This window comes from Mycoplasma sp. 4013 (assembly GCF_054353875.1).
The window spans coordinates 23,231-44,026 of the sequence record NZ_JBTHHK010000004.1 but is presented as its reverse complement, the minus strand read 5'-3'; the positions used below and the strand labels follow the sequence as shown (position 1 = coordinate 44,026).

General features: G+C 28.3%; 11 protein-coding genes. 10 read left to right on the top strand and 1 reads right to left on the bottom strand.

Annotation, left to right across the window (positions count from 1 at the left end):
• Positions 1–28: 28 nt before the first annotated feature.
• The gene (locus ACXYRO_RS02045; protein WP_458597329.1) at positions 29–1,534 is read left to right on the top strand and encodes a phospholipase D-like domain-containing protein; all 1,506 of its coding nucleotides are present in this window, start codon (positions 29–31) and stop codon (positions 1,532–1,534) included.
• A 7-nt stretch (positions 1,535–1,541) separates the two neighbouring features.
• Complete coding sequence (trmB, locus tag ACXYRO_RS02040) at positions 1,542–2,150, top strand: tRNA (guanosine(46)-N7)-methyltransferase TrmB (RefSeq protein WP_458614163.1); 609 nt, start codon at positions 1,542–1,544, stop codon at positions 2,148–2,150.
• Between the two features lie 18 nt (positions 2,151–2,168).
• On the opposite strand, the gene ACXYRO_RS02035 is transcribed toward trmB, so the two are convergent.
• Positions 2,169–2,708 (bottom strand): hypothetical protein, encoded by a 540-nt coding sequence (locus tag ACXYRO_RS02035; RefSeq protein ID WP_458614162.1) that lies wholly within the window; start codon positions 2,706–2,708, stop codon positions 2,169–2,171.
• 121 nt (positions 2,709–2,829) lie between these two features.
• Here ACXYRO_RS02035 and ACXYRO_RS02030 point away from each other — a divergent pair, with 121 nt between their 5' ends.
• The 8 genes from ACXYRO_RS02030 (at position 2,830) to ACXYRO_RS01995 (ending at position 20,741) form a co-directional block, all read left to right on the top strand.
• On the top strand, positions 2,830–4,851 hold the full coding sequence (locus ACXYRO_RS02030; RefSeq protein WP_458614161.1) for an Mbov_0121 family peptidase domain-containing ABC transporter: 2,022 nt from the start codon (positions 2,830–2,832) through the stop codon (positions 4,849–4,851).
• Positions 4,832–5,230, top strand: a complete 399-nt coding sequence (locus ACXYRO_RS02025; protein WP_458614160.1) for an MAG1140 family protein — start codon at positions 4,832–4,834, stop codon at positions 5,228–5,230. Before ACXYRO_RS02030 ends, ACXYRO_RS02025 begins: the two co-directional genes overlap by 20 nt.
• Positions 5,231–5,247: 17 nt before the next feature.
• Entirely contained in the window at positions 5,248–5,718 is a 471-nt protein-coding gene (gene ybeY / locus ACXYRO_RS02020) for an rRNA maturation RNase YbeY (RefSeq protein WP_458597334.1), read from the top strand.
• 1 nt (position 5,719) lies between these two features.
• Positions 5,720–6,118: a cytidine deaminase gene (gene cdd / locus ACXYRO_RS02015; protein ID WP_458614159.1), complete on the top strand. Its 399-nt coding sequence runs from the start codon at positions 5,720–5,722 to the stop codon at positions 6,116–6,118.
• Positions 6,118–6,996 (top strand): GTPase Era, encoded by an 879-nt coding sequence (gene era / locus ACXYRO_RS02010; RefSeq protein ID WP_458614158.1) that lies wholly within the window; start codon positions 6,118–6,120, stop codon positions 6,994–6,996. The genes cdd and era overlap by 1 nt, the downstream gene beginning before the upstream one ends.
• Positions 6,997–7,360: 364 nt before the next feature.
• Complete coding sequence (locus tag ACXYRO_RS02005; RefSeq protein WP_458614157.1) at positions 7,361–14,476, top strand: beta-N-acetylglucosaminidase domain-containing protein; 7,116 nt, start codon at positions 7,361–7,363, stop codon at positions 14,474–14,476.
• A gap of 11 nt (positions 14,477–14,487) precedes the next feature.
• Positions 14,488–15,696: a glycoside hydrolase family 20 zincin-like fold domain-containing protein gene (locus ACXYRO_RS02000; RefSeq protein ID WP_458614156.1), complete on the top strand. Its 1,209-nt coding sequence runs from the start codon at positions 14,488–14,490 to the stop codon at positions 15,694–15,696.
• Entirely contained in the window at positions 15,687–20,741 is a 5,055-nt protein-coding gene (locus ACXYRO_RS01995) for a hypothetical protein (protein ID WP_458614155.1), read from the top strand. The genes ACXYRO_RS02000 and ACXYRO_RS01995 overlap by 10 nt, the downstream gene beginning before the upstream one ends.
• Positions 20,742–20,796 lie beyond the last annotated feature (55 nt).

The following is a 20,796-nucleotide window of genomic DNA, read 5'->3' as shown; positions in this document are numbered from 1 at the left end:
CAACCAATATTGCGTATTTCATTAAATTATGAAAACAGGGATTTTTAGTAAAAGATTTTTTATCTTTATAGCTCAATTTATTTTTCTTTTTGCTTTATTAGCAGGGATAGCAAGTCTGTTATTTTTGATTAATACTAACTATATTTACTTATTTTTAACAATAGCTTATTTTGTTAATACTCTTTTTGTGTTTTTTATTGGTTTACAACGTCGCAATTTTGAAGCAAAATTAGGTTGATTATATATCTTAATTTTATTCCCGGTTGTAGGACATGCTCTTTTCTTTGGTTTTGGTTGAATTTCACGAAACAGAAGTGAAATCAAACTAAAAAATGATCCTAGATATAAAATTAATACATACGAATCGCTCGGATTAACTAGCACACATGAATGTTATGATGCAAATTTAAAGGCTGTTGCTCGCATTAATGATACCAAGACCAAAAGTTCCCAATACCATTTTTATAACGAAGGTTATCGGTTTTATAAAACATTATTTGAAGCAATAAAAAATGCTCAAAAATCAGTATTTATTATTTCATATATAATCAAAAAAAGCGAAATTTCAAAAGAGTTTTTAGATCTTATTAAACAAAAACACTCACAAGGTATCGAAATAAGATGATTAATTGATTTTTTTGGTGCATATCATTCTCAAAAAAAACAAATAAAGAAATTAATTAAGTTAGGTATTAAAATTATTTATATTGGTAAAATTTATTATCCATTTATTAATGCTGCAAGTTTTAACCGCAACCATCAAAAATTTATTATTATAGATTCACAAATAGTGTTTTCTGGCGGAAATAATATTTCTGATGAATATGCTTCATTATCAAAAAAATATGGGCACTGAATTGATGTTAATTATAAAATAACAGGTGAATATGTTAATGTTTATATCTTACTTTTTTTAAAACTTTGACATATTTTTGCTAAAGAAGAACTAAAACCTACTCAATATTTGTCATCAATTTGCGATGATGACCATCGCAATCATTCTGTTTTAGTTGCTGAATCACCAAGTTTTCCACATTCTGTTTCCGAATTTACTTGATTAAAGTTATTTGCTAATGCTAAAGAAAGTATTAAAATTGCATCACCATATTTTTCAGCATCCGATGCTCTGTATCGACAATTTTTATTATGTTTAAAAAGTGGGGTAGAAATAACTGTGTACTTTCCAGGCTTACCAGATAAGAAAATAGTGCATCAAATTGGATTATGACAACTTAAAAAACTTATTAAACACGGGTTAAAGGTAAAAATATATAATGACCATTTTATGCATTCTAAAATCGGTATCATTGATTCACAAATTGCTTGAGCAGGTAGTGCTAATTTAGATAGTCGTAGTATGAATTCGCAGTATGAAACAATGGATATTATTTATGGAGATGCAGTTGCGCAAGTTAATGATATTTTTGATGAATATGATAAATATTGCAGTGATTTAACAGATAATCCAAAGTTAAATAAAGACTACAATATCTTTGAAAAATTCTTTTTTTCTTGAATGAAATTATTAATATAAGGAGTATATGAGATTAAGATTTGATAAAAATGCACAAGGTAAATTAAATGAATCTATTTATTATCTAAAAGAATTTCCGATACAATTAAATCACACTAATGTTATTGAAATAGGTGCAGGTAAGGGAGAGATGATAACATCCCTTGCAAAGCAAAATCCAGATATCAAATATTATGCCCTTGAAAAATATGCAACTGTTGCAGTTAAAATTCTCAAAAAAATTGAAGAACTTAATTTGACTAACTTATTTATTATAACTGCTGATGCGATTAAAATAAATGAAATATTCAAAGGAACTTGTGATAAAATTTGACTTACCTTCAGTGATCCATGACCTAAGAATGCACATTTTAAAAGACGACTAACATATAAAACATTTTTAGATACATATAAGCAATTATTAGGACAAGGTGGAAAGTTATGATTTAAGACAGATAATGACAAACTTTTTGAATTTTCACTTGATTCGTTAATACAAAATAACTGAAAAATAATTTATCAAACCGATGATTTACATAAATCAGAATATAATAATCAAAATATTAAAACAGGTTATGAAATTAAATGAAGTCAAAAAGGAAAGAATATAAATTTTTTAATAGCAAAACCAAAATAAAATCGTCAAAAGACGATTTTATTTTTGTATTTCCATTTGTGCTTTTGCTAAAACAGCCGATGTATTATCTGGTGTAATGCTTGCTCTAAATTCTGTTTCTAATTGGTTTTGTTTATTAATATCCTTGATTTTAGGCAAGATTTGATAAAATTCTTCAATATTATCAATGCTATTTCAAGCATCCACTAATTGTTTAGTGTTTTGTGTTTGGACAATTAGTGAAATATTATAATTAGTAAATTTATCTAATCGAGGCTTTAATGCTTGTTTTAAAATTTCGCGAAATTGTTGATATAAAAAATCTAAATCATCAAATTGCTTAGGATTATGATAATTAACATCTGCTTTTTGTAATAAATTTTTTACTTGTTGATCTGCTAAACCAGGTAATTTAACAGAATTTATATATGAATCAAGCGTTGAATATTTATATTCATAATACTTTCTATCACTTGCTCCTGTGTTTAAAACTGCAATTGATAAACCAAAAGCACCAGCAGTTACAGTTGTTGCAAGAGCAGAAAATCAAAATAACTTTCTTTTAGTTTTTGCTTCCATTTTACCCCTTTGTTTATTTTATAATTATACTAATTTTTATCATATTTTTAAATTATTTACATAATATTCACATTTTTTGTTCCTTATTAGTAACTTTTTTTTGAAAAATAATATAAAAATTATGTATAAACAAATTGATCCAAGAGATTGTTCTTTATATGTATTTATACATCTAGCAAATAAATACTATAACGAACAATATGATATAAACCAATTAAAGTTAAATGTTAGTTATGAAGAAGAAGGTATTAGTCTATTTCATTTTCAACAAACTTTATCACAATACCAATATCAGTTACAAAGTTTTAAATGTAGTGCAAAAGATTTTGAAAAACTTGATGTTGATGAATATCCACTTGCTGCAATTATCTTAAATCAAAATATGCAGCATATGGTGCTAATTGAAGAAGTGCAAGGAAATAAATTGTTAATCTATGATCCAAAACAAGGAAGAATAAAACAAGATAAAAACATTTTTTTAAACTTATATCGAGGAATATTGGTCAAAATAAGTAAAGATAAAGCAGCACAAAAACAAATAACAAAAAAGTATAGAAATACTTATTTCGGTGGTTTAAGTATTTCCATAAAGTTGATTTTTATGTATTTGCTGCAAATAATTATTTCACTTATTACACCATTAACAACAAAATATATTTTTGAAAATATAATTCCATTTCATCTTAAAAAGGAATTATGATTAATGAGTGGATTTTTTATTATTTTATTTGTAATTATTAGTTTAATTCAAATAATGATCACGAGAATCTTTGAAAATAAAGTATTGACTAGTTATTCAAAAGAATTCAATAATTTATTGAAATCTTGAAGTCATCAAAATATTAAAATTATTAATCAATTAGGTGAAATAGAGATAAAAAATCGCATCAGTTCTTTAATGAATTACTTAATTCATAAAAAGACTTTTTTGTCTAAGGTTTTTGTAAACATAATCAGTTTTATCATCTCATTGATTATTATTTTTGCTATAAATAAAAAATTGTTATTTATTGTAGGTGCTTTTGGAATAATTACAAGTGTTTTTGCTAGCATTTATATGTTTTGGTATTTTAAAAACAAAAATCAAATTGTTGCTCAAAGTATTCTAACCGATAAACAAATCAATAATTATATTAATATTTTAAAAGATAATTTTGATTATACATTTGCAAATTTATATCAAAAGAATTTATTGAATGATTATGCAGCATATATACAAGAAAATTCTAATTTTAATTTACAGATGCAAAATTTTAATCATTTTGAATTGTTTTTAGATGTTTTTTATCCATTTTGCATCCTAATTTATGGAACATTTCAAATATGATCGCAGAATTTGAAAGTATATGAACTGTTATTTTTTATCACAGCATCAAATTTGTTTATCAGACCTCTAAAATTTATTCCACAAGCACTTCAGATGTCAAAAGATTATAAGATTAGCAAAACTATGCTTAATATTTTTAGAACTGGTAAACCTGTAAATTCAAATCTTTTAGAGAATATCAATTCGATTGATAAAATACATCTATCATATGTATCCTTTTCATATAATAGCAATCCTAATTACAAAGTTGTTAATATTCCAAGGCTCATAATTGATCAAAAACATATCATCAAAGGCGATAATGGTAGTGGCAAAACTACATTATGCAACATCATTAGTGGTAAATATCAAATTGATTATGGTGAAATCTTAATAAATGATCAAAAAATGAATTTACACAATAACCAAATACGTGAAAAAATTTATTATGTAGGGGATAAAAATCAAAAATTAGATATGTCTATATCTGAATATTTAATGATATCTGATTCTTTTGGTTTCAATGATACCATTAATAGATTTAAGTTATATCCTATTTTAAAAAAAGCAAATTTGGATGATATAGAAAATATAAATATCAATTCTTTATCAAGTGGACAAATGCAAATAATTAAGTTGTTAAGAATTTTTATTTTAGATTACGATGTAGTTTTACTTGATGAAGCATTTGAATCAATTTCACAAGAGATTTTCTTGATGCTTCAAAAACCACTTGGATATATTTTAAAAAACAAAAAAGTAGTAGAAATTTCACATAATAATAAATATCTTTTTGCTGATTCGCAAGTAATTAATCTTGAAAAAGTACAAAATTAGTTTTTTAGAATATTTACTACTTTTTTCATTATTAGCATTGTTTGCGATGTTTATTTATTTGATTATGTATCAGTCGATTAATAAATATCAGCAGGTGATAATTAGACAAAATAATAATGAGTTGATTTTAAAAAATATAGCTTATGATAAATTAGCATTAAAAAACTATCAAATTGACTTTAATTTTGAAGATAAATTGCATCAATATCAAATTAATATTGATGCAATAAATGAAAATGAAGAAATTATTATCAAAAATTCAGATTTATCAATGTTTTTAAAACAAAAAAACCTTGAATTTATCCCAGTTCGTTTAATTGAATCAAAAGAATTAATTTATAAATATATTTATAACTGATTTATACATTTATTTAACTAATTTTATATAATTATGTTATGTTTAAATATAACCTGCAAATTAACCTTTCAAATCAACCTAAAAATACTGATATTTTTATCAATCAAATGTATGATATTTTAAATAATTTTGCTAATTATTTTAAAATTGATAAAAATAAGCAAATTATTTTAGATGTAAGCTTTGTTTCAAAAAATAAAATTAAACAACTTAATTCAGAGTATCGTAATAAAGATTATGTAACCGATATTCTTTCATTTAGTTTTCAAGAAAATAATTTATATGACAAACTACCGATTTATTTTTTAGGTGAGCTAGTAATATGTTGACATAAAATGAAGATGCAAGCAAAAGAGTTTAATCATTCACTTAAACGTGAATTTTGTTATTTATTTACACATGGATTGGTACATTTGCAAGGTTATGATCATTCAAATGAAAGTCAAAAACAACAAATGGATAGTATTGTAGATATAATTTTTAATCCATTAAAAATCACAAGGGGATAAAATGAAAATAAATGTTGAAGAATTAAAAGAATTATTAAAATATTCATATTGTCCATATTCAAAATTTGCAGTTGCAGCAATTGCAATCGATGAAAATGGAAATCAATACAAAGGTGTTAATGTTGAAAACGCTGCATATCCATCTGGTTTATGTGCCGAAAGAAGTGCATTGTTTGGTTCGGTAGCTTATGGTGGAAGAGTTGGAAAATTCAAGGAAATACATATTATTTCTTCAGGAACATCAGAAGTAAGCCCGTGTGCAGGATGTAGGCAAGTAATGACAGAATTTATGCCTGATGATGCATTGATTTATCAATATAGCAATGATGCTAGCAAAGTTCGTATTAATAAATTGATCGAGCTTTGTCCATATCCCATTCATTCGGAGAATATTAAATAATGAAAATTTGTTTTGCAAGCATTATTGGAAGACCCAATGTTGGAAAAAGCAGTTTATTAAATGCTATTATCGGTTACAATGTTGCAATTGTTACAGATACTGCTCAAACTACTCGAGATCAAATTACAGGTATATATAACGATGATAATTACCAAATTATTTTTACTGATACACCCGGAATCCATAGACCTGAAAATAAGTTAGGTCAAACATTAAATAAAAATGCTTATGAAGCAACTAACGATGTTGATGTATTGTTGTTTTTAAGTCCATCTGATGAGAATCTCGGTAATGGTGATAAAATGATTTTAGAAAAAATACAGAATGTAAAACACAAAATTGCTGTAATTTCTAAAATTGATAAAATTCAAGGTAAACCTGAACTTTTACAACAAAAAATGCAGCAATTACTTGCGTATAATTTTGAACATATTATTTCAACAAACATCAATAATGATAAATCTATTAATGCATTAATAGATTTAATTAAAACATATACTTATGATGGACAACCACAATATGATAGTGAATATATCACAGATAAATCGATGCGATTTATCGCAAAGGAAATTATTCGTGAATCAGCAATTAATTTATTATATGAAGAATTACCACATTCAATTGCTGTTGAAATCTTGGAATTTGATGAATCTAATTCTCAAAAAATAATGATTGATGCAGTTATTTATGTTAAAAAAGATTCACAAAAAGGAATGTTAATAGGAAAAAATGCCGAAAAAATTAAAGCAATAGGAAAATCAGCGCGTACCAAAATTGCACATCAATTTGGATTACCCACAACCTTATCATTGAAAGTTAAAGTTGCTAAAAAGTGAAATGATGATTTAAATTTCTTAGGTAAATTTGGCTATAAATAGTTGTTTAACACTTTGATAAAAGTGTTAAACATTTTTTGTTCAAAATTTTAATAAATTTTAGTTTTTTATTGGTTTTTATTTTATATACATACAAAAAATTTAATAATAATGTGTATATTTAAAACTTAAATAAGTAAAAATATAAATAGTATTAAACTTTTTTATCTTATTTATAGGCATAAAATATTTAACTTACATATTTCAATGATTTTAAAAGTAGTAACGAATTAATAGCATTATGTAAGCAAAAAAAAAAAAAAAAACATTTATAATTTCTTTGTATATCTTTAAAAAGATAAAAACATACATTTGTATGTTAATAAAAGTTTAAAGTTATACCTAATTATTACTTTATTGAGGTGAAATGAAAATCAAAAGAAAATTAAAATTATTTCTTGGTGCTAGTGGTAGTTTAGGACTACTTGCTGGTGTTGCTGCTGCTTCAGCAGGAACACCTACACAAGGACAAAGTCAGACTGCTTCAACAACATCAAGTGTTTCTGACCAACAAGGACAGACAACCACATATAAAATTACTCCATATGTGCATTCTATTTCATATTCAACAGATACAACTAACAGTGCAAAACGAACTTTTTTAGTTACTAGAGAAGTCAATTTAGTATTTGAAAACGGAATTGATTCTGTTACTAGAGCAAAATATGAAACAATTTTTAAAGATAAAGGATTAAAATATTCTGTTTCTAGAAGGTTTGTTAAAGGTAAAACAAATATTTTAGTAGGGATTCATGGAGATTCAGATGTTTTAGTTGATAATAAATTATCAGATTTATCAAATAATCTACCTTATGGAGATAATTTATGACTTCAAACTGATGCATATTGAATTTCAACTTTAAAAGATGGATATGTTTCTGTTTTAGCAAAAAATACTAATGCTGCTTTTTATGCTGCAACTACCTTAGCAGAAGTCTTTAAACAACTTAATGGTTATGAAATTGAAAAATTTACCATTAAAGACTATGCAGATATAAAAATGCGTGGAACATTAGATGATTTCAAAGAATCACAGTGATCACAACAAGATCGTCTTGATTATTTTGCGTGAGCATCTAAATATAAATTAAATACATATTTATATGCTGCTAGCGATGATTTAAAAAATAGTAGTCAATGAAAATTATTATATACACCAGGAGAGCTTGCTAATATCAAAGAATTAGCAACAACTGGAGAATCTACTAAAGTAAGATTTGTATATACAATTAATCCATTTAACCAAGGTGACTTTACAGCAAATACATATAATTCAGATTTAGCCAGTTTAGAAAGTAAAATTTGACAACTTGCAACAGCTGGTGTTAAACGTGTTGCACTCTATGCAAGCAATGATGCGAATTTAAATACTAAAATCTTAAATGATTTAACATCTTGAATTAAAGAAAAAGTCGTTACTGCTTTTTCAGATTTTGATGCATCAACTTTATTTTTAGTATCTAATACTGATTACCAAGATTATTACAATTTATTACCAAAAGAAATTGAGATTGTAAAATTACCTAAATCTAAGGCAGCAGAAGTTGCATCAAATGTAAGTGACTTTGTAAATAAAGCAAATCGTGGAGTTAGTTTATTATTAAATTGACCGACAACTCAAAAATATGAAGATCAAGGAAATATGGTTTTAGGTGGTTTATCAACATATCTACCATCTATTACAAATAATCAATCTTTAACTAAAGGATTAGATGGAATTATTGTAAAACCAATGCAAGCCAAACTTGCTTCTCGCATCGCATTATTTGAAACAGCAAATTATGGATGAAAGGTATGACAATCATCTAACGATGCCTGAGTACAATCATTTAATTATCTTTTAAATGATTCAGATTTAGAGAGCAAAGACGCACAAGCATTACGTACCATTGCATTAAGATTATTTGATAATCCTTATTCAGCAACAAACACTGTTGCTAATACCGATTCAGTTGCTTTAGAAAGTCATGCTAATAAGTTTAAACAAACATATAATACTAAAGCATTTAATTTATATGATGTATATACATTACAAGATGAGTTAACTAATTTAACTGATGCAGTGGATTTATTAAAAATTTCAACAGCAACAAAAACCAAAGCATTCTTTTCAGAAATTAAACCTTGAGCAAATATGCTTAAAGATTTATCAACAGCAGCAAATCATCTAATTGATGCAGCTGTTGATATTAAAGCAAATAAATATGATGATGCACTTAATGCATTCACATTAGGAGTAAATTTATATAAGAGTGCCATTGAATCACATCAGTATAACTACGATGGTGTAGCAGTTGAAGTAAATGCTGGAAACAAGGTTCTTAAACCCTTTATTCAATGACTTATCCCAGTTGTAAATCATGAATTACACAAGAGTCTTGGAGATGTTCCGAGAAATCAAGAAGTGATCACAAACTTACAAAACAAAGATTCTAAATCTGATGTAAAATGAGTTTTACAAAAAAATAACCAAAGAGTTTTAATTTATGGAAATCAAACAGGTTCAGTACCACCCGATAACAAAAATAAATACTTTGGAACATTATTTGATAAACCAATTCAATTCAGAGAACTTTGATTAAGATATGCAGGATATAAAAATAGTAATGTCAAGGATCACTTTGATAATGCTAAAATTCAAGTACTCTATGCAGATGATGTAGATTATGCATCAGATTTGGATGTTACTACATATACTGCAGAGAAAAGACAAAAAACAAATATAATTGATTTAACAAAAAAAACAATCAAAGAATCTTCGTGACATAGTATTGATGGTCAAAATGCATCCGTTGCCACTGTAACTGGCATCCAATCATCAGTTCGTAAGGTGATTAAACTTACTAAACCGATCGATGATGTAATTGGGGTAAGAATTAAAAATGATAGCAACACTACTAATAATGATGAATTTAGACTTTTAGAATTCTTAGTAAATCCACAAACAGATATAAATGATTTACAAAAACTAAATTATAATTTTTATAATAATTCAACCGATAATCTTAGTGGGGTAGATACTTCGAAGTTGAAAAATCCTACTAATACAACTAAAACTGAATTAGAAAAATTAACTGATGACAATTTTTCTACCACAGAAACTTTTGGAACTAAAAATGCAAAAAATTTAGATCAAATTATCTTTAAATTAGATAAATTATCAGAAGTTTCTGCTGTTGCTTTCCAACAAGATATAAACAATATTAACAAAGGTTTCCCGCTAATCCAAGTTCAATATTATGATTCTGCTACATCTACTTGAAAGAATTTTGGTAAAGGTTATGATAATAGTTATATTAAAGCACAAAGTTCTGAAGATGCAAAAGCAGAATACTATGAAACATATGGATATGCAAAAACTCAATATATCTCACTTGTTTCTAGAGCAACAAACAATACACAAGGAGATAATCCATTAAAACTAGCAGGTTTACAAATATATGGACCTAATGAAGCTGTTGAAGGAGTGCATTATTATCCTTTTACAGTAATGAAATATACTTCCGATCAATCAATCAATGATATTGTTAATCCAGATTCAGATACTGTTACTAAACTTACTACATCAGTTACAGCATCTGGTGGTTCAGGAACAAATAATGTTTCTAATAATAATAATAGCAATAATGTAGATTATTCTGGAGACTATGTTGATGTAAACTTTGATCGTCACAGTGCGATTAGTTCAATCCACTTTGTGCAAGGGGATAACTTTTTAGATAAATATATCGTGCAAGGGTATGTTAATGATACTTTTACCACTTTATCGACTATTCAAAATTCTACAGGTGATGATGTAATTAAAATTACTGATACTAAAAAATATAATGGTATCCGTATTAAACCTACAACTGGATTTACAGCAAAACCATCATGAGATATTAAACATTTATTTATTACCCCACTTGAAAATCCGGTAACAACTGCTTATATATATCATTCTTATAATGTTAACACTGATAAATTATTATCATCATATAATAATGATACCTTTAAATTATTTGCCAAAGAAGGAAACACAGTATCAGTTAAAGTAAAAGATAAAAGTGGTTTCGGATTAGATTTACAAAAGATTTATACTTTAAAAGATGTCAAATTTGCAAGTGCGCTTCCAGAATACCTTATTAGTCAAGCATCAACTGATGGTGTAATTTGATTTAATTTATATAATAGCACACAACTAACTGATAAGCCGGTTAGATACATTCGATTACAATACTCAAAAGACTTATATGATAATAGTGATTTTGGTTTAGGCGAAACTAAAACTGATACAACATCAAAAGATATTTACTTTAGTGGTATGACAGTAACAGTTAAAGACTTTGATCGTTTTGGTCGCATTGTAGATAGTGATTTAGAAGCTTCTAACATTGAAAATAACTATGGTGGTTTTGATGGTGATTTCGATACATCAACTAAATTTATCTCAACTCCAAAAGCAAATAACGAAGTTGTTTATGATTTAGGTTCTGATATTGATTTAACATCATTAAAAATCTATGCAAATAACAACTCATATAATTATCCAAGAGACTTAGAAGTATTAGTAGCTCAAACAAATGATAAAAATACCGAATGAAAATCATTATTTGAAATCGGAAATGATCCAAATAACTTAGAAGATATTTTAGCTCGCACCAATAGTGGAACTATTGATACTGAACATCCACGATTTAAATGATGAGGTGTTGATAATTTAACTGATACTAAAGCTAGATATGTAAAATTATTAATTAAAAAAGATTATCCGGTCAATCGCTTATTAGAAATCAACGAAATCCAAGTTAATGGTGGAAAATATTATTCAAAAACTGATCCTAGATTCTCTGGAACTAATTATCAAGCTGCTTCGGTAGAACATGAACCTGCTGCAATGCTGGATGCTGATTATACTACCTATTGAGAACCAAAAGAAGAAACTGGTGAGTTATATTACAATGTTGCTGATACCAACTGAAAAGATAAAAACTTAATGGTAGTTTCGACTGGACAACCATCAGATGCTGTTGTCTATCAAATTACATATAATATATTAGATGGTAAATATGAATACAAAAGACTTGGAACCTTATTTAACAACATCGTAACATTTTCTTTATATAAACCTGATGCCTATTTACAGGGTATAAACAGTGCAAACTTAGTTGGATTTAAAATTAAATGAAGTGGTAAAAAACCAAAAATTGTGCAATTTAACCCTTATGTAATTACTGGGGAAGTTGCAGATAAAACAGCAATTAATAAGTTAAAATCATCTTATGAAATTCAAAATGATACTAATAATCGAACCAAAGAATCAAAGGATGCATATGTAAACGCTGAACATGCTCTTAAGCAATTAATTGATTCTAAGGATAAAGCTACTGAACCAGCAAAAAATACAAGAGCTAAACGTGCAGCAGCCACAACTGATACGACAGATACTCAAAAAGATGCAAAAGCAGAGGAAAACATCCAAAGAGTTACAAGACAAGCTCTTCAGCGTTATGTTGATAAATATGTAGACGCTTTATACTTTCCAACCATTAAAGCAACTGCTAATGTGGATGCAGAAAAATATACTATAAAAATACCTGTTCCTTTTCCAACATATGCTAAAGTTTCCTCAGCTACTTATCTGCAATATTTATTAAATGGTTACGTAAATCCTGCTTTATATACAAAAACTTCATATCAGCCATATCAAGATGCTGTTAATGAAGCTAAATTAGCATTAGCAAATCCAAATAATTTAACCACATCAGTTACAAATGCGATGATCAATCAACTTATGAAAACTAAAGAAGCATTAGTTAAACTACCAACATTTAACAAGCAAATTGCTCAGTTAAATGTTGCAAAATTTGATTTATTAAATCCAATCGAATATCAATATCCAAGTTTCAATGATCTTAAAACTCATGTGGAATCAATTCGTTCAAAAGTTAATACTTCTAGTGATTCTACAACTGAAGATAATTACAAACAACTAAATGAACAATTTGATACTAAATATGCTGCATTAGAAGAATCTACTGTCGGTGCAAAAATTAAAGAATACGAAGCATATCGTGATGCTCATTCATATCCATTTAATGATAAATACCAATTAAAGTTCCCTGCTTTATCAAATCAGTTGTTAACTGAGGTGCAAAATGATGATAATATAGTATATTCACAATATATTACAGCTGATAAAGTGCAAGAAGCCTTAGATTCATTAAAAGCTGTTACTGAATCAGTTATTAATGAACGTAATTTAGCAATTGCAAAATACAAGTTATTATTATTAGATCCGATTTCTAATGATAATAATGTCTGAACCGATGCATCATATCGTGAATATCAAGCTGTTTTAGATCGCATTGCTTCTAATGTTTCTGGTTCTAAAATTGATTTATTATCACAAGCGCAAATTAACCAAGATGAAGCCAATCTTAAAGAAACAGCTAAAGCATTAGTTGTAAATTCTACCAACTTAGATGATGCAAAAACATTAGCAAAAGCATTAATTGCTAAATTAGATGATAAATCCAACTACTTAGCTCGTGTTGATGCAACTAATAACTCATCTGAACTTACTCGAATCATCGAACATCTTCAAGAAGAATATTCATTCCAAGAATGAAGTAAATACACCGATGCTGTAAATGCAGTAAACAAAGATTTACCAAAATTATTGCAAGAACCTAAAAAAGCAGCTCTTGAAAATCTTTTAGCAAAAGCATTTACCAAAACCGATGTAGACAAAGTTGCAAGCCAACTTACAGCATTATTAGACAAACAAAACCAAGTAACCACATTAAACCAAGACATCAATGCTTTAATTGCTGGATTAGCTTCACAGGCCTTGAAAAACACTTATTCTAACTCACTGACAGCACTAAATGCACAATACGATGCGATGGTAAATGGTTTACAAAGCATAGATAAGCTTGATAGCTTAGCACAACCTACTTTAGATGCTTTAGCTGTGCTAAAAGTTAAGGTAAATGATGCAAACCAAACTTCAAAAGCAATTTCTGAAGAAATTAAAGATTTAACACCAGATATTAAACAAAGTATTTTAGATGATGTTAATAATGCAACTAATAATGATTTATTAGCTAAAGAATTAACAATTGCACAAAAGCTAAGTTTCAATTATCTTTTAAATTTAGTTTCACAGCAAGCTGATCAAATCAAAGATGCTGCATCAAAAGAAAGTTTTAAGAACGAGTTAAAAGATGCAACTACAAAAGCACAGTTATTGCAAATACGCAAAAAAATTACTGATGCCCAAGAACAAGCTGATAAAGAAGCTCAAAAACCTGCTCCTGAAAGCAAACCAGAGCAACCTACAACTCCACAAAAACCTAAAGATGAAAATCCAAAAGTTGTTACAACTTCAAATAACAAAGGTGCTATTGCAGCAATCGTTGTGTTATTAGTCCTAGCAGCAGCATTAGTTGCAGCATCAGTATTTGTATTTAAGAAAAAATCTAAGAAAATGGATAATTAAAGGAGTATATAATGAATAAAACTAAACTTAAAGCATTATTTTTTGGCGCTTCTACCGTAGCAACTGCTTGTGTAGCTGCTGCTACCAGCAACCAAAGTGAACAAGTTGCTTCACACCAAGAATATGCTATTTTTCCAATGGTTCATAATATTTTGTATCAAAACAAAACTTCTTTGATTAGTCAAGATGTTAACTTAGTATATGAAAACGGAATCGATTCAGCAACTAAAAACCGTATCCAAGAAGCGCTTGCTTTTAGACATATTACTTCAAGTGAATCAAGAAGTGTTGTGAGTGGAAAAACCAACATCCTTGTTGGTATCCAAGGAGATAGTGACAATTTAGTTGATAATGATATTAAAAAAATAGATTCAAGCGATGATTTTGCAGCAAGTAATTTTGCTAAAAATGATGCATATGTAATTAAAACTCAAGATAATTACATTTCATTATTAGCAAAAGATTCAGATGCAGCTTTCTTTGGTGCAACTACTTTATGACATATTTTCCAACAACTTGATGGATATAAAATAGAAGACTTTACTATTAAGGATTATGCTGATGTTAAAATCCGTGGATTCATGGACTCACACCGTGTTTTTGATGGTGCTGAACATAATCAGACTAAAGATGAAATGATTGATATTATGCGCTTTTCAAGCTACTATAAAATCAATACTTATATCTTTGAACCTGATAAAACACTAGCTGGAGCTTATGCTAATAATCAAAATCAAATAACTACTAAAGATGGTGATTCAGATACAGATAAACAAACACAAAAAGTTTGAATGGTTCCACTCAATCAAGCACAACTGGATGAACTTACAGAATTAGCCAAAGTTTCAAAAGAAACTCATGTTAAATTTGTTTTTGCCTTAGATGCTTTATCAGATTTTACCAATGAAAATTATGATGCTAATTTAACACTTTTAAAAGCTAAATACTTACAAGCAATTAAGGCTGGTGTTCGTAAAATCGGATTAATGTCTATGGGTGAGCAATCACCTAAAACGGTGCAATTATTCACTGATTTAGTTGCTTGAATCAAGAGTTTAAAAAGCACCTATCCTGATTTAGATACTAATATTATCTTCCAAGGATATTTTGGTCGCTCATCTGCGATTACTCCACGCTTACAAAAAGTGCTTCTACTAAAACACCAGGATTTATTTCATATTATGCATCGCTTCCATCAGAAGTGCAACCGTTGATTTTAGATGATGAATTTAATGATCACCAATACATTAATGAATACGATGTAGACAAATATACCCAAGATGGACAACAAATTAAACCGATCTTCTTTAAAGAATATCCAGATGATTTTGCTCGTGATGCAAATAAATTATATTTAAGAACTGCTGAAGAATTGCTTCGGCCAAATGCTCAAGATGGATATAACGGAGAATATACATCTGTTAATGTTGATCCAAGTAAATTTATCGGATTTATTTTATCTACCGGAAATAAAAAAGCAGAGTTTTCAAAATTTGGTTTCTTTGATTTAGCTAACATTACTTGAAAAATATTACCAGCAGGTGATGGTAGACAAATTGAAAAGGATCTTATATATCAAGCTTCGTTTCGTGCTATTGCTAATAATACAGCAATTGAAACACCTGAATCAATTGCTTTAAGAAGACTAGGAGCATACATTGCTCAAGATACTTATTCAGAAGCACTTTTTGCCGGAGATGGATTAACTCCTGCAGCATCTAATTTTTATGATGTTTTAAATAGTGATAATAGCAAGGGAACTAGCACTTATCATGAAAAAGAAGCGCAGACTTATTTAACACAATTAAATTATTTATTTCCACAAATACAGATTTTATTAGAAAATAAATCACATTCTAAATTTATCGATACCATTCATGAATTTGTTTTAGCTGCTTCAGATTATTTTCAGGCACAAAAATACTTTGTGTTAACTTATATTGAAGCAAATAAATCTAATCCAGATGATGAAGAAATTGTTGATTATTATATAAAAGCACAAAATTATTTCCAATCATATCAAAGTCGTAACTATTATTCAACTTCATTTAGGGATATTGGTATCGGATCACACTTTACTCGTAATCTTACTTCGTTATTAACACCACAGCTATTGGCAAAGGTAGAAAAACTACTTCCAACTGCTGCAGACCCACAAAATAATGGAATGAGTATTATTACCGATTTAACTAGTCCAAATACTCAACAAAATATTCCTGGTTCAATATTTACTTTAAACAACCAAAGACAATTCGTCTATACATTGGATGCGAATCGAACAAATAATAATCGTATCTTACCTAACAACTACTTTGGGGTTAAATTTGATAAACCAATCGATGTTAAAGATTTACAAATTAAATTTGGAACCAATACATCTAATGGAGAAGAGTATTTCACTAAATTTAAAATTCAATATCATCTTGATACAGATAACAAAGATGTATGAAATGATTTGCCTAAGAAAGCTGATACTCAATCAAATAGTTCGTCTGATGGTTCGACAACAACAGATAACTCTTATACTTTAATCACATCTAGTTTTTCAACTTCAAATCCCTTTAAAATTTCAGTAAACCAAAAAAATGTTCGTGCCATTCGTATGATTGATACCGAAACTGGAATAGGTAGAAATAAATGATTCCGTATTTATGAATTTGTTGTTAATACTGATACAGCTCCAAGGGCTGGAACAACTGCATTAGTCTTGCAACATGATGACCAAATCCACGGAAGTGATTCTGCTAATAAACTAAATTTTACAGATGTTAATGTTTTAAATATAAATAAATCTATTTTTGATAACAATGTTTCAATCAATAATTTTACTAATAATAAATTTATTCAATTTAAATTAGCTAATGCAGCAGAGGTTTCATCAGTAGTTATCGACCAAGGAAAAAATGACCCATCAGTTAGTTATTTAAATAATGGTGTAATTGAATATTGAGATGCTAATGCTAAAGCATCTGGTTCTGAATCTGCTACTGGTGCTTGAGTTAAATTCGGTAACTTAGTTCCATCACAAAGATACCAAATCATTCGTGGTAAGGCATTTGCACAATTTTTCAGATTACGTTCTACTGATACTTCATTTTCTGGACCATTATCATTAGTTTCGATCCATTTATTTGGACCTGGAAATCAATATTTATATACTGATAAAGAATCAAGTGATACAACTAATTTGTTTACACAAATTGTTGATAAGGATGAATTTGGATTATTTGTTGGTAAAACAACTGGTTCCGATGGTGCTTCATCAACTACACCAGTAAACTTAACAACAGATAAATATGTTGGCTTAGACTTAAAGCAAATGTATCAACTTAATACTATTAAGTTAAACGGACAAGATAGCATTCCCAATAATGTATCATTAGAAACATCAAGAAACGGAATCGAATGATATCCATATACAGGAACCTTTGATGATAACAACAAGTTTGCAAGATACATTAGAATTAAAAAGGCTACAACCACAACAGGTGAAAATAATCAGGAACCAACCCTTTCTAGCTTAGATGTAAAAGTTGTAGATAGTAAAACATACGGAAGAATGATTGGTTCAAATGTGCAAACAATTAACGGTTGAGGTGAAGATACTCGTTATTCAGGTAATGCTATAGATGGTAATGTATCAACATATGATATTTATAATGGGTATCCACTTCAAAATGATTACATCATTTATGATTTAGGAAATACAGTAACCTTAAATTCATTAAAGATGTATGTAGATAAAGATACTTATAACTATCCAAGATTCTTTAAAATCTTAGTTTCTGATAAAAATACTAATACTGATTCGGATTGACATGAAATCTATAACAGTACACCAGCAGGTGAAAGTAGCACTAATCCTACTTCGTTATCAGAAGTTAAAGATCCACAATATATTCAAACTAACAACTTATCATATCCACAATTTAAAAATATTGTAAAAGTAGATCCACAGCGACCAAATTATAGATATTTTGATGCTGATAAAATTTCTGAACTAACTAACAAGAATGTTAGATATGTAAAAATAGTATTTACCAAGACACTTAATATACTTTTAGATAATAATAATCATAATTTATCTCGTGGAGTACAAATCAATGAAATTGTAGTAAATGATAATTGAGATAATGTTCCAAAAGACCCAAGATTTGATGGAACTAATTATTTACCTGCTAACAAGAACAACTACCCAGTTAAATTCTTAGATGGAAATTACAACACTTACTGAAGTCCAGATACACAAAATGGAAGTTTAAAATTCTATGTTGATCCTAATACATATGATGATAAGGATTTATTAGTATATTCTGATGGATCAGCAACCAACGCAACCATTTCAGTGATGCTTTATGATAAAAATACTAAAAAACAAGAAACACAAAAACTTGGATTATTAGCATTTTCAAATATGACCTTTGATTTAACTCAATCAGATAGCAATAAGAAAATCATCGGCTTTCAAATAGATTGAAGTGATAAAAAACCAGTTATTTATGAACTTGCTCCATCAAGGCGTCCTACCACTTCTAGCGATGATAGCCACGAGCAAATAACCTTAGCAGCATTAAAAACACAAGTTGATAAGACACCAGAAAACTTTGATGCTTGAACTAAAGAAGCACAAGATCGTTGAAATAAATTAAAAGAACAAGTTAGTGCATTAGTTGCAGATAATGCAAAATTACCTATTAATACTTTAAATAACATCAAAGAAAGTATTGATAATGCACAAAAAGGTGATCTTAAAATAACAGCAGATAATGTTAAAACATTAAATGATATTATTAATGCTACACTTCCTAATACCTCATATGTGCAAGATGCTAACTATGCGTTATATCAGTTATTATTAACTAGTGCAAAACAAATGATTGATCCAAAGAATCAAAATCTTTATTCACAAGCTGATTATCAAGCTCTAAAGGATAGATTCGATCAAGTGCAACCTACTTTAAAATACACCAGCTTCGATCAACAAGTTTCTGATTATAATTTAACTAAAATCGATTCATTAGATGCAAGTCACTATGATCCACAAACTTTTGCAAAATTACAGCAAGCAAAGAAACAACTTGATTCAAAAATTAAATCTGGAACAGCAACCCCTGCTGATTACTATCAAGTTAACCAATTAGTAAAACAATCAATCGATAGTTTAAAACCAAATGATTTAGGAACTACATATACAAACCTTGCAGATGCAATTACTAAAGCAAAAGCATTTATTGCTGAAAACGCTCTAAAATTCCCACAACAATCACAACAATTACAAAAACAAATTGATCAATGATTGGCAACTTTAAACAACAAAGATGCTAAATTAGAGGATTTACAAAAAGCTTTAGATCGGATGAATCGTGCTAATGAAGATGCACAAACTCAAAAAGATGAATTAGTTGCTTCATTAGATAATTTATTAACACCACTTGCTAATACTGATGAAATCTATACCAATGATTCATACCAAGCATATCTTGATACAATCAATCAAATTAAAACAATCAATCATGATCCATCGATGTTAACTGCATCAGATATCCAAAAATATGTAAAACAAATTCAAGATGCACAAAGTATGTTAGCAATTTCACCAACTAAACTTGAAACTGCTAAAAAACAAGCTGTCACATTGACCGAAGGCCTAGATTCAGATCTTCAACAAGAATTTAAAGATCAACTTGCAAAAGCAAAAGATACTGCTGCATTAGTTAAAATCATTAATGCAATTAATGATAAAGTGCAACAAAGCAAGAAAAATAAAGAAGTTTTATCTAATAGCATCAAACGTTTATTAGATAAACTAACAAACGAAAAACTGAAAGCAGACTTAGAGCAAGAAGTTAAGGAAGCTAAAACCGAAAATGAATTAGCAAACTTTAAATCAAAAGTGTTACAACTATTAAGTCCAAAACCGACCTTACCTACTCAGCCAGATACACCAGAAAATGGTGATAAAGATACTCAAAAACCAGAGCAAGGCGGAAGCACTAATAACCCATCAAATACTGATGGTTCAAAACCACAAGAAGGAGGCAATAGTGGATCAACAACCACTCCACCTACTTCTGAAAACAAACCAAAAGACCAAAATCCACAAGATAATAAAAATGCACAAACATCAAAAACTGTTGAAAAATCTACTGGACCAACTGGTGGAGCAATTGCTGGTATTGTAATCGCTGTATTAGCATTTGTTCTAGGTATTGCAACCTTTGGATATACTTGATTTAAAAACAAGAAGAAAAAATCAAATCAATAATTTTTAAAAACATCGCATCTGCGATGTTTTTTTTGATTCAAAAACACTGCAAAGC